Annotated in this window: 10 protein-coding genes; 7 read left to right on the top strand and 3 right to left on the bottom strand. The window is 68.9% G+C overall.

Annotation, left to right across the window (positions count from 1 at the left end; genetic code table 11):
• Window positions 1–14: 14 nt before the first annotated feature.
• Complete coding sequence (locus ABVN73_RS24070; RefSeq protein ID WP_353861102.1) at window positions 15–740, top strand: SapC family protein; 726 nt, start codon at window positions 15–17, stop codon at window positions 738–740.
• A gap of 95 nt (window positions 741–835) precedes the next feature.
• Here the strand turns inward: ABVN73_RS24070 and ABVN73_RS24065 are convergent, their stop codons facing one another.
• The gene (locus ABVN73_RS24065; protein WP_353861101.1) at window positions 836–1582 is read right to left on the bottom strand and encodes a hypothetical protein; all 747 of its coding nucleotides are present in this window, start codon (window positions 1580–1582) and stop codon (window positions 836–838) included.
• A gap of 160 nt (window positions 1583–1742) precedes the next feature.
• On the bottom strand, window positions 1743–2114 hold the full coding sequence (locus tag ABVN73_RS24060; protein ID WP_353861100.1) for a hypothetical protein: 372 nt from the start codon (window positions 2112–2114) through the stop codon (window positions 1743–1745).
• A gap of 332 nt (window positions 2115–2446) precedes the next feature.
• Here ABVN73_RS24060 and ABVN73_RS24055 point away from each other — a divergent pair, with 332 nt between their 5' ends.
• Window positions 2447–3901: a TrkH family potassium uptake protein gene (locus ABVN73_RS24055; protein WP_353861099.1), complete on the top strand. Its 1455-nt coding sequence runs from the start codon at window positions 2447–2449 to the stop codon at window positions 3899–3901.
• Here ABVN73_RS24055 and ABVN73_RS24050 read toward each other — a convergent pair.
• Window positions 3876–5507, bottom strand: a complete 1632-nt coding sequence (locus ABVN73_RS24050) for a lysylphosphatidylglycerol synthase domain-containing protein (RefSeq protein ID WP_353861098.1) — start codon at window positions 5505–5507, stop codon at window positions 3876–3878. The genes ABVN73_RS24055 and ABVN73_RS24050 overlap by 26 nt on opposite strands.
• Window positions 5508–5614: 107 nt before the next feature.
• On the opposite strand from ABVN73_RS24050, the gene ABVN73_RS24045 reads away from it, so the two are divergent.
• From ABVN73_RS24045 to ABVN73_RS24025, 5 genes are all read left to right on the top strand, one after another.
• On the top strand, window positions 5615–5854 hold the full coding sequence (locus tag ABVN73_RS24045) for a hypothetical protein (protein ID WP_353861097.1): 240 nt from the start codon (window positions 5615–5617) through the stop codon (window positions 5852–5854).
• A 134-nt stretch (window positions 5855–5988) separates the two neighbouring features.
• The gene (locus ABVN73_RS24040) at window positions 5989–7977 is read left to right on the top strand and encodes a BCCT family transporter (protein WP_353861096.1); all 1989 of its coding nucleotides are present in this window, start codon (window positions 5989–5991) and stop codon (window positions 7975–7977) included.
• Between the two features lie 199 nt (window positions 7978–8176).
• Window positions 8177–9838 (top strand): diguanylate cyclase, encoded by a 1662-nt coding sequence (locus ABVN73_RS24035; RefSeq protein ID WP_353861095.1) that lies wholly within the window; start codon window positions 8177–8179, stop codon window positions 9836–9838.
• Between the two features lie 63 nt (window positions 9839–9901).
• Window positions 9902–10297, top strand: a complete 396-nt coding sequence (locus ABVN73_RS24030; RefSeq protein WP_353861094.1) for a hypothetical protein — start codon at window positions 9902–9904, stop codon at window positions 10295–10297.
• Between the two features lie 83 nt (window positions 10298–10380).
• Window positions 10381–11145, top strand: a complete 765-nt coding sequence (locus tag ABVN73_RS24025) for a histidine phosphatase family protein (protein WP_353861093.1) — start codon at window positions 10381–10383, stop codon at window positions 11143–11145.
• The last annotated feature ends 8 nt before the right edge of the window (window positions 11146–11153 follow it).

The raw sequence follows: 11153 nt of genomic DNA, 5'->3' as shown, positions 1-11153 counted from the left end.
TTGGATAGCGAACGATGACCAACCCGACCCTGCCCCTGTTCTACAAGAGCCCCCGCCCGCTGGTGGCCGCCCGTGACGCCGATCTGTCGCTGCGCACCGAGCCGAACTTCGCTTTCGCGGCCGCCACCAACTCGGTGCCGCTGATGGCGGCGGAGTTCCCCGCGGCCTGCAAGCAGTTCCCGATCCTGTTCTCGGAGGGTCCGACGGCCCAGCCGGTGGCGCTGCTCGGCCTGCGCAGCGGGGAGAATCTGTTCGTCGACGCGAACGGCGCGTGGGAGGAGGGGGCCTACATTCCCGCCTATGTCCGCCGCTATCCGTTCATCTTCCTGGAGAGCGAGGACAAGTCCCAGCTCACCCTGTGCATCGACGAGGCGGCGGACTCCGTCATCCCCGGCCGCGACAACCCCTTCTTCGTCGATGGGCAGCCGTCCGCCCTGACCAACAACGCCTTGGAGTTCGTCAAGGAAGTCCAGGCCCAGAACGCCTACACCACGCAGTTCGTCGAGGCGGTGGTCGCCGCCGGCCTGATGTCGGAGAAGCGCGCCGACATCACCCTGAACAACGGCGAGCGGCTGAGCCTCGCCGGCTTCAACGTGATCGACGAGGCGGCCTTCAACCAGCTTCCCGCCGAGACGCTGGTGGAATGGCGCGACCGCGGCTGGCTGGGTCTGGTCTACGCCCACCTGATTTCGGTCAGCAGCTGGTCGGGTCTCGTCGACCGCCTCGCCCTTCGCGGCTGATCCGGTCCGCCGGAAACGGAAAGGGCGGCGCCACCGTGGCGCCGCCCTTTTTCGTTGCGGAGCGGCTTTCGTTGCGGACCGGCGGAGGCCGGCGATCAGAAGCCCTTTTCGATCTTGAAGACGTCCGGCTCGTTCGGCTTCTCGATGTAGGAGAGCTGGAGCGACGGCGGCAGGGCGGGGGTGTCGTCCGACGGCTTCGGCGGGACCGCGAGGGTCAGCAGGCTCATGCGCCCCTGGCTGTCGGTGCCGCGGAAGACCACCACCTGCGACCCGTCGCCGACCGGCGCGTTGAGCAGCATACCCTCCTGCCGGTAGCCCTGCGCCACGAAATAGTTGCGCAGCGCGTTGGCCGCGCCGACCAGGGCGTTGGGGTCGACCTTCGGATTCACCGCGCCGCCCCACAGGATGTTCACCTGGAACAGCTTCTGCGTCGAATGGCCGAGGATGTAGGCGACGACCGCCGGGCCGGCGCCGGTCTGCAGGTCGTCGACCTTCACGATCAGGCTGGTGGTCCGCTCCGTCGCGTTGGTCTCGCGGCGGATGTCCTTGCCCTCGATCTTGAAATCCTTGGTGATGGCCTTCGCGACCTCGTCCCCCGTCATGCCGAAGCGCGCGGAGCGGAAGCCCGTGACCTTCGCGGCGGGGGCCGTCTCGGCGGCGCCGGTGGGCGCGGCGGCCGGGGCGGTGCCAGGAGCGGTGCCGGTCGCGGTCTGGGCTGCGGGAGCGGGGTTGCGGTCCGTGGTGGCGGCCTGGGCCGGGCCCGTCAGGGTTCCGGCCAGGGCAAGGGCGGCAAGGGACAGCCCCAGGGCCGGTCGCCCAAAGGCCGGTCGGTGAAACGGCATAATGGAAACTCCACAGGACATCGAAGCCATTCGGTCGGCGGCTCAAGGCAGTCGCAGCCGCCCGCCCCCTTCCGGATGGGGCGACGGGGCAATTGCCGTTGATTCGAGCGGGAGTTTAGCAAAATCCGGCCCGGATCCGGGGCGAATTATGGCCGATTCCTCATGTCCTTTTTCCGACGCGGAACGCGTCGGCGAAATTCTGGACCTTGTCCGACGACACGGAGAGCAGCGCCTTGGTGACCGCCGCCGGACGCCGCGCCTGCGCGGAGGCGATCTCTTCGACAAGACGCTCCAGGTCCGGCGTCGCGCTGCGGTAGCGGATGGGATGGCTACCATCCGCATCGATCAGACCGGCCTGATGAAGATTCGCCAAGACTTCCTGGAGGATGAGCGTGCTGCTGCGCGATTCGCGAATGATTTCCTCCGAACTCCATGTCCGGTTTTGATCACGCCGCAAAATCAGAAGGATTTCCAGAGTCCATACCGTCTTGATCGAATGCTGAAGAAAGATAAGGGCATCGTCCGAAAGCACGCCGCCAGTCCATTGTCTGTTCCAGTTCCCCGCGGGTCCCGTTCATCCGGGAAGGCTCGACGATTTGAGCCGTACGTCGGGACGGAGTGTGCACAGGATGTCTCCCGCCGTCCAGCCCCACGCCCCTCTTTGCGGGTGCGCATCCGGCCCGATTCCAGACATCTTTCGGATTATTGCGGTGCTCACTGGGCGAATTGTCCGGCCCGGCCCGGCTCAATCCGGCTCTTTGGGGTAACCCGAAGGAAAAATCGCCGGGCGGCTCGGTTCGGGAATGCCGAACCGGCGCAATCATGACAAGTTGGGCCGCAATTCCGATCGGCTATGGCCTGTGCATGACTGGTTTCGACACCCGCCCCGTCTTCTTCATCATCGGCGCGCTTCTCAGCGTCCTCGCCGTCGCCATGCTGCTTCCGATGACCGTCGATCTGGCGGCCGGCAACCCGGACTGGATGGTCTTCGCCATCGCATGCGCGCTGACGTTGTTCTTCGGCGTCCAGTTCATGCTGGCCAACCGCATGGACCGGATCGCGCTGAACGTCCGGCAGGCCTTCCTGCTGACCGCCCTGTCCTGGGTGGTCATCTGCGCCTTCGCCGCCGTGCCCTTCATGGTGTCGCAGATCGACCTGTCGGCGGCCGACGCCTATTTCGAGGCGATGTCGTCGCTGACCGCCACCGGGGCCACGGTGATCTCCGGTCTGGACGGGTTGGCGCCGGGGCTGCTGCTGTGGCGGTCGCTGCTGCAATGGCTGGGCGGCATCGGCATCATCGGCATGGCCATCGCCATTCTGCCCTTCCTGCAGGTCGGCGGCATGCAGCTCTTCCGCTCGGAGTCCTCCGACCGGTCGGACAAGGTGACGCCGCGGGCCAGCGACCTCGCCATCGCGGTCGGCTGGATCTACCTGTGCCTGACCGCGGTGTGCACGGCGATGCTCGCCTATGCCGGGATGTCCTGGTTCGACGCCGTCAACCACGCGATGACCGCGGTGTCCACCGGCGGCTTCTCCACCCGCGACGCGTCCATCGCCAGTTGGAACAGCCCGGCCATCGAGTGGGTCCTGGTGGTCTTCATGGTGCTGGGCGGCATGCCCTTCGTGCGTTTCATCAGCCTTGCCCAGGGGCGGGCGGCCAGCTTCTGGGCGGACACGCAGATCCGCTGGTATCTCGGCTTCCTCGCGGCGGTGTCCTTCGGCATGTCGGTCTGGCTGACGCTGACGCGGGGCATGCCGTGGGACGACGCCATCCGGGTGACCACCTTCAACGTCGTCTCGGTGGTCACCACCACGGGTTATGCCTCCATCGACTATGAGCGGTGGGGGCCGTTGGCGTCGGTGGTCTTCTTCATCCTGACCTTCGTCGGCGGCTGCACCGGATCGACCTCGGGCGGGCTGAAGATCTTCCGGTTCGAGATCCTGTTCATCGTGCTGCGCGCGCTGCAGCGCCGCCTCTACAGCCCCAACCTGGTGATCCCGCTCAACTACAACGGCAAGCCGGTCAGCGCCGACGTGATGATCTCGGTGATGGGCTTCGGCTTCGTCTACCTGATGTCGGTGTTCGTGCTGGCCTTCGTCCTGGCCTTCCTCGGGGTGGACGTGGTGTCCGCGCTGTCGGGGGCGGCAACGGCGGTCAGCAACGTCGGGCCCGGCCTCGGCCCCACCATCGGACCCTCCGGGAATTTCGCCACGCTGCCGGACGGGGCGAAATGGGCGCTGGCCGCCGGCATGCTGCTGGGGCGGCTGGAGTTCTTCACCATCCTTGTGGTGCTCAGTCCGTCCTTCTGGCGGCGGTGAGGGGGCCGGGGGGCTTCTCCTCCCGCTCCTGCGGGTCGCGGCTGGCCGCCGACACCAGATGGACCAGGGCGGCGCCGAGCGCGATCACCCCGACCGCCACCGACGCCCGCAGGAAGCGGGAGGCGTCGCCGTGCAGCGTGAAGTGCCACCACAACTCGTCGCTGAAGGCGATGTGCTTGTAGGAGAACAGGCCGAGCCAGAAGGCGCTGGCCAGCGCCACGCCGGTCGCGATGAACCAGCTCGGCGTCAGGGGGTTGCGCAGGATGTTGCCGCGGCGGTGGAACTCCTTGCGGGCCGGCAGCAGGGCCAGGAAGATCAGCCCCGGCACGATGGCCTCCGGCCAGTCGCCGCCCTTCAGCAGGGCCGAAGCGCAGCCGGTGGCCAGCAACACCAGCGACAGCACCCAGGCGGCGTGCAGCCGCCGCTGCACCGCGTGGGCGAGCAGGATCAGCAGCACCCCGGCGACGCTGCCGGTGAAGTGCGACATCTCCACCAGCGGCAGCGCCGTGGCGTCGAAGGGGGCGGGCAGCGTCTCCTCCGGCGTGGCGCGGGAGAACAGCAGGAAGGCTCCGGTGATGAAGATGCAGGCGGCCAGCACCAGCGGCACCGCCGGGCTGACGGCGGCGGAGATGCCCCGCGACAGGCCGCCGATGCGGCGCCGGGCCTGGAAGGCCTCCAACCCGCCGAACATCAGCCCGGCGATGACCAGCGGCGCCAGGTAATAGATCAGCCGGAAGACCAGCAGACCCGCCATCACGTCGTTGCCGGGCATGGCCGGGGTCAGGCTGACCAGGACGATGGCGTCGAACACGCCCAGCCCGCCCGGCACATGGCTGATGATGCCGGCGACCAGCGCCAGCCCGAAGGCCACCAGCACGTCGGCGTAGCTCACCGCGTCGCTCGGCGGCAGGCAGAGATAGAGCACCAGGGCGGCCAGCGACAGGTCGCACAGCCCGAGCAGGAGTTGCCGCAGCGCGATGGACGGGCGGGGGAAGGCGATGGCGTGCCCGAAGACCCGCAGCGGCCGGCGCAGCCAGAAGCCGCCCACCGCGTAGGCCGCCAGGATCGCCAGAGCCGCCAGCCCGAGCAGGACGGCGCTTCCCGGCGGGACGTGCAGGGCCTTCAGCGCCGTTGGGTCGATCAGCATGACCACCGGCATCACCGTGGCCAGCCCGAGCATGAAGGTGGTGACGACGAACAGCGTCACCTGCGCCACCTCCACCCCGCCCAGCCCGTGCGGCGCGTAGAGGCGGTAGCGCACGGTCGCTCCGATGATGCTGGCGAAGCCCAGGCTGTGGCTGAAGGCGTAGCTGGTGAAGGCGGTGAAGGCCACCCAGCGGTAGGGCAGGGGCCGCCGCAGATGGCGCAGGGCCAGCAGGTCGTAGAGCGTCAGCAACCAGTAGCTGACCGCCGCCGCCGCCGAGGCGGCGAGAAGCTGCGCACCCGTGATGCGGTCCAGCGCCTGCCGGATGTCGGCGACGCTGTACTGCTCCAGCCAGCGGTTCAGGATGACCAGCGCCCCGGCCAGCAGGGCCAGGATGAGCACCCCCGTGCCGTAGCGCAGGAGCCGCTGGGTCCGGGTCGGAGGGCTTTCGGTGTGGGCCATGGCTGACAGGATCGCTCCGGGCGCCTAGGATGACGGGGCTTCGGACAAGAACAACACCGCGCAACGAAAAAGCGCATGGCCAGGCAAGGCCCTTCGGGAGGCAACGGATGCATCTTGTGCTTTATCTCGCCACCGGCCTGTCGGGGACCAACACGCTGATCCTGCTGCTCGCCTATCTCTGGGACAGCTCGGTGACGCTGCTCGGCGGGGCCACGGGCTACGGCCTGCGGCCGGACGGCGTGTCCTTCACCCTGTCGCTGTTCACCACGGTGCTGCTGGCCTGGTACGCGCTGGTCCTGCGGCGGCGCCTGCGGTTGGAACGCGAGGCCAGGGGCCGTCCGGAATAGCCGGACGCGGCCGCCGGTCGGCGGAAGCATGAGCGCGGCGCTTTTTTTGGAAACTCCGGCCGGGTTGATCCGTTGTGTGGGCCAAGACGCCGCGCCTCGGATTCGGGTGCGCCGCCCCGAACCGGAGAAGAACCATGAACGGCATCAACAAAACCGTCTCCTTCACCGCAGGGGGGCTGATTCTCCTGTTCGTCCTTCTCGCCAGCGTCTTCACCGAACCTTTCGGCGAGCGCATTTCAGCCCTTCAGTCGGCCATCGTCGGCAACTTCGGCTGGTTCTACATTCTGTCCGTCGCTGGTTTCCTCTTGTTCGCTTTTTGGTTGTTCTTCAGCCCCTACGGTTCGATCAAGCTCGGCAAGGACGACGACGAGCCGGAGTTCAGCTACCTGACCTGGTTCGCCATGCTGTTCAGCGCCGGCATGGGCATCGGCCTGCTGTTCTACGGCGTGGCGGAGCCGGTGCTGCACTTCGCCAACCCGCGGACCGGCGAGGCGGGAACCCCCGACGCGGCGCGGGAGGCGATGAATCTGGCCTTCCTGCATTGGGGGCTGCACGCCTGGGGCATCTACATCACGGTCGGCCTGTCGCTGGGCTATTTCGCCTACCGGCACGACCTGCCCCTGACCATCCGGTCGGCGCTCTATCCGCTGCTGGGCGACCGGCTGCGCGGCTGGCCCGGCCATCTGGTGGACATCGTGGCGATCGTCGGCACGCTGTTCGGCATCGCCACCTCGCTGGGGCTGGGGGTCATGCAGATCAACGCCGGGCTCGATTACCTCGGGCTGGTCGGCGTGGGCACGGTGCAGCAGATGGTGCTGATCGCCGTCATCACCGCGGTGGCCACCGTCTCGGCGGTCAGCGGCGTCGGGAAGGGCATCCGCCGGCTCAGCGAGCTGAACATGCTGGCGGGGCTTCTGCTCCTGCTGTTCGTCTTCCTGCTCGGCCCCTCGGTGTTCCTGCTGTCCACGCTGGTGGAGAGCATCGGGCGCTATCTGTGGACGCTGCCCTACACCAGCTTCCGCACGCTGCCCTACACCGGGGCGGAGTGGCAGGCGAGCTGGACGATGTTCTACTGGGGCTGGTGGATCTCCTGGGCGCCCTTCGTCGGCATGTTCATCGCGCGGGTGTCGCGCGGGCGCACGATCCGCGAGTTCATCGGCGGCGTGCTGTTCGCGCCGGTGGCCCTGACCTTCGTCTGGTTCACCGTGTTCGGCGAGACGGCGATCCACATCGACATGTTTGAAGGCGGCGGCATGGCGGCGGCGGTCCAGGAGAGCGTGCCGACAGCCCTGTTCGTCATGCTGGACCGCCTGCCGCTCAGCGTGATCACCTCGGCCATCGCCACGCTGATGGTCATCACCTTCTTCGTCACCTCAGCCGATTCCGGCGCCCTGGTGATCGACATCATCGGGTCCGGCGGCAACCAGGACCCGCCCATCGCCACGCGCATCTTCTGGGCGGTGCTGTCCGGCGTGGTGGCGGCGGTTCTGCTCCTGGTCGGCGGGCTGCAGGCGCTCCAGACGGCGGCGGTGACGACGGCGCTGCCCTTCGCGGTGGTCATGGTGTTCATGTGCGTCGGGCTGGTGACCAGTCTGCGGGCGGAGCGCCGGGCGGGACCGGACCGGCGGGTGGCGCGCGTGCCCACCGCGTCGGAGGGCGGCACCCCGGTGCAGCCGGTGGGCGACGGCGACTGGCGCCAGCAGCTGGCCGCCGTGGTCGGGCGCAAGGCGGCCATCGCGGCGGCGGCCCCGCCCGGCGCCGCCAGCGCGCGGCGCGAGGTTGCCCGCTTCATCGCCGACACGGTCGAACCGGCCTTCCGCGACATCGCGGCGGAGCTGGAACGGCTGGGTCGCCGGGCGGTCATCGAGGTCGGCCCCTTCAACGCCGGTCTGGCCGTGCTGCGCGACGGGGAGGAGGAGTTCAGCTACGACATCCGCGCGCGGGCCTACCATCCGTTGACTTTCGCCTTTCCCGACCTGAAGGAGGCTGACGAGCGGTGGCAGATGCGCGTGGAGGTGATCCTGCGCGGCGGTCTGCACAAACAATTGTTGCCGGCGCTCGCCGGGCGGGAAGCAATCGTCCGCGACTTCGTCCAGGAGTATGGAAAGTGGAGGGGGTGGTGAAAGAGCGCGGCCTCTTGCGGTAGCAGGAGAAGCTTGCCTCGAATTATGCTAGAAAGCCGTCCGGTGCATCCTTCGTGCCGAGGCGGCGACCACCATGCGTCATCAGGCAGATCCGAACCAGCCCGGGGATGGCGCCCTCGGCGGGGAGTCGCGCGCGTCGGCGGACCGACCGGTGACGGCTGCGGCGGCGGCCCCACCGATGGCTTCCACGACGACCCAAATGACGCTTGCCGATCTCCCCCGGCTCGACGGGCTGTGGGCGCCCATCTGGCTGCATGATGGCGGCCGGATGGTCTGGGGCAACCGCGCCGCGTTGGAGCTGTGGAACGCCGCGTCGCTCACCGACTTCCAGACGCGCGACTTCGGCAGCCGGCCGGAGGGGGCGCCGCGAGCCGAAGGGGAAACGGCGACGGGCCGCTGGACCTTCTACCCCAAGGGGCGTCCGGTGACCGCCTGGGTGCGCCGCAGCGGCATGGCGCTGCCGGACGGGCGCCTGGGCATCCTTCACGAGGCGCAACTCACCGCTCCCCTGGCCGATCCGGACCACGGCGCCACCGACACCGAGGCGCTCGACCGCGAGCGCGCCATGCTGCAAAGCCTGATCGACTCGATGCCGGACATCGTCTTCTTCAAGGACGTGAACGGCACCTACCTCAAGGTCAACCGGGCGATGCTCGATTATGCGGGGCGCCCGCCGCTGGGGCTGACCGACCACCGGCTGTTCGACGCCGAGACGGCGGTGCGGCGGCGGCGGACCGACCAGATCGCCATGCAGAAGGGCTTCTCCCGCAGCGAGGAGTGGTTCGTCCACCCGGACGGGCGCCGCGTGCTGATGGAGACCGCCAAGGCCGTCTGCCTCGACCGCAGCGGCAAGATGCTGGGCGTCGTCGGGATCGCCCGCGACATCACCGAGCGGCGGCAGACGGAGAAGCAGCTTCTGCGGCAGCACGCCCTCTTGCAGGGGATCATCGACACCATCCCCGACGCCGTCTTCTTCAAGGACCGGGACGGGGTTCTGCGCAAGGCCAACCGCGCCTTCGCCTCCTGGACCGGGCGTCCCCTGGAGCAGCTCATCGGGCTGGACAGCCACGAGATCTGGCCCCCCGAGAAGGCCGACGGCATCCGCAGGAGCGACGCCCTGGTCTATGCGGAGGACGAGCCGCGCCGCAGCGAGGAGAGCATCCCGCTGCCCGATGGCGGGGCGATCTGGGTCGAGGTCCTGAAGGCGCCGATTCGCGACGCCGGCAACGAGCTTCTCGGGCTGGTCGGCGTCGGGCGGGACATCACGCTGCGCAAGGCGGCCGAGGAGGATCTGCGGCGGAGCGAGGCGGAGAAGGACCATCTCGCCAACCACGACGCCCTGACCGGCCTGCCCAACCGCCGGCTTCTCTTCGACCGTCTGGACGTGGCGCTGGCCCGGTCGCGGCGGTCCGGTCGCATGCTGGCCCTGCTGTTCATCGACCTCGACGGCTTCAAGGCGGTCAACGACCGGATGGGCCATGATTGCGGCGACGAGGTGCTGCGCATCGCCGCGGCGCGGATCGCCGCCTGCCTGCGCCGCAGCGACACGGTGGCCCGCGTCGGCGGCGACGAGTTCACCATCATCCTGGAGGATGTGACCTTCGCCGACGACGCCGGGGGGGTGGCCGCCAAGATCGTCGAGGCGGTGGCGTTGCCCATCCCGGTGCAGGGCTGGACCGCCGCCATCGGCGCCAGCGTCGGCATCGCCCTGTTCCCCGCCGACGGGACGGACGCCCGCAGCCTGCTGGTGGCGGCGGACGGCGCGATGTACCGCGCCAAGCAGGCGGGCCGCGGCACCCATGTCTTCTACAGGGACGTTCCCCGCCGGAATCCGGACTGACCGGGTGCGGAATCCGCTTGCGGAGTCGGAACAAAAGAAGAACAATACCCGCCTGACCGGTTCTTGACGGGAGAGGATGGGATCATGTTCGTCTGCGTCGATGGTGACCGCACCACCCGCCTGCGCCAGTGGGCTTGGCTCGATATCGGTGCCGGGACGGGTCCCGGCGAACGCCGCCTCGTCGGCTGGAGCGTCACGGACGAGGCGTGGCTCGTTTCCGAACCGATCGGCGTGGTCGCTACCAGCCCGCTCGGCCGTCCGCCGGGCTGGGCGGTGACCGACAACCAACGGCGGTATCTGCTCGAACAGCCCGGGCTGCCCCATGGCGACGAGCCGCTGGCCGCCATCGACTGCCTGCGGGCGAACGGCAGCCTCGACCCCACGGCCCCCATCAGCATCGTGCCCTGGCGTCCGGGCAAATCCACCGCCGAACGCATTTTCGAGCGCCGGACGGCCTGACCGCGGAAATGGGCGCCGCCGCGTGACGGAACGGCCGTTTTCCCGTTGAAAGCCTTGGTTGAGGCGGGAAGGGGTCGTTCACCATGCAGCAGCGCTGGCCGCAGAGGTTGTGGATCGTCCGTCACGGGGAAAGCGCCGGCAACGTCGCGCGCGACGCCGCCTACGCCGCCGGGCTGGGGCGGATCGACATCGCGGAGCGCGACGTCGACGTGCCGCTGAGCCGTCAGGGGGAGCAGCAGTCCGAGGCGCTGGCGCGCTGGTTCGCCGCGCTGCCGCCGGGCGAGCGGCCCGACGTGGTGCTGACCTCTCCCTACCGGCGCGCCCGCCGCACGGCGGAGATCATCCAGGCCGGGGGCGGCCTGCCGGTCGAGCCCACGGAATTCGTGGTGGACGAACGGCTGCGCGAGAAGGAGTTCGGCATCCTCGACCGGCTGACCGCGTTGGGGATCGCTCAGGAGCATCCCGAGCAGGCGGAGTTCCGCCGTCTGCTCGGCAAATTCTACTTCCGCCCGCCCGCCGGGGAGAGCTGGTGCGACGTGATTCTGCGGCTGCGCAGCGCGCTCGATACCATCAGCCTGCACCATGGCGGGCAGCGCGTGCTGGTGGTCAGCCATCAGGTCGTCGTTCTGTGCCTGCGCTACCTGCTGGAGGGCATGACGGAGGAGCAGATCCTCGCCATCGACCGCGAGGGCGACGTGGCGAATTGCGGGGTCACCGAATACGCCTTCGATCCCGCCCAAGGGCACAGCGGGCGGATGCAGCTTCGCCGTTACAACTTCGTCGCCCCGCTGGAGGTGGCCGGGGCGCCGTTGACCGCCGAGCCCGACGCCAACGCGGCTGTCCGATGAGTGTTTTC

This window comes from Azospirillum formosense, assembly GCF_040500525.1.
Classification (GTDB): Bacteria; Pseudomonadota; Alphaproteobacteria; order Azospirillales; family Azospirillaceae; genus Azospirillum; species Azospirillum formosense_A.
This window is presented reverse-complemented; position numbering and strand designations above follow the sequence as displayed.

Coding starts and splice junctions, on each gene's coding strand:
- ABVN73_RS24025 (WP_353861093.1), top strand. CDS start 10,381: ATGCAGCAGCGCTGGCCGCAGAGGTTGTGGATCGTCCGTCACGGGGAA.
- ABVN73_RS24065 (WP_353861101.1), bottom strand. CDS start 1,582: ATGCCGTTTCACCGACCGGCCTTTGGGCGACCGGCCCTGGGGCTGTCC.
- ABVN73_RS24035 (WP_353861095.1), top strand. CDS start 8,177: ATGGCTTCCACGACGACCCAAATGACGCTTGCCGATCTCCCCCGGCTC.
- ABVN73_RS24070 (WP_353861102.1), top strand. CDS start 15: ATGACCAACCCGACCCTGCCCCTGTTCTACAAGAGCCCCCGCCCGCTG.
- ABVN73_RS24050 (WP_353861098.1), bottom strand. CDS start 5,507: ATGGCCCACACCGAAAGCCCTCCGACCCGGACCCAGCGGCTCCTGCGC.
- ABVN73_RS24045 (WP_353861097.1), top strand. CDS start 5,615: ATGCATCTTGTGCTTTATCTCGCCACCGGCCTGTCGGGGACCAACACG.
- ABVN73_RS24055 (WP_353861099.1), top strand. CDS start 2,447: ATGACTGGTTTCGACACCCGCCCCGTCTTCTTCATCATCGGCGCGCTT.
- ABVN73_RS24040 (WP_353861096.1), top strand. CDS start 5,989: ATGAACGGCATCAACAAAACCGTCTCCTTCACCGCAGGGGGGCTGATT.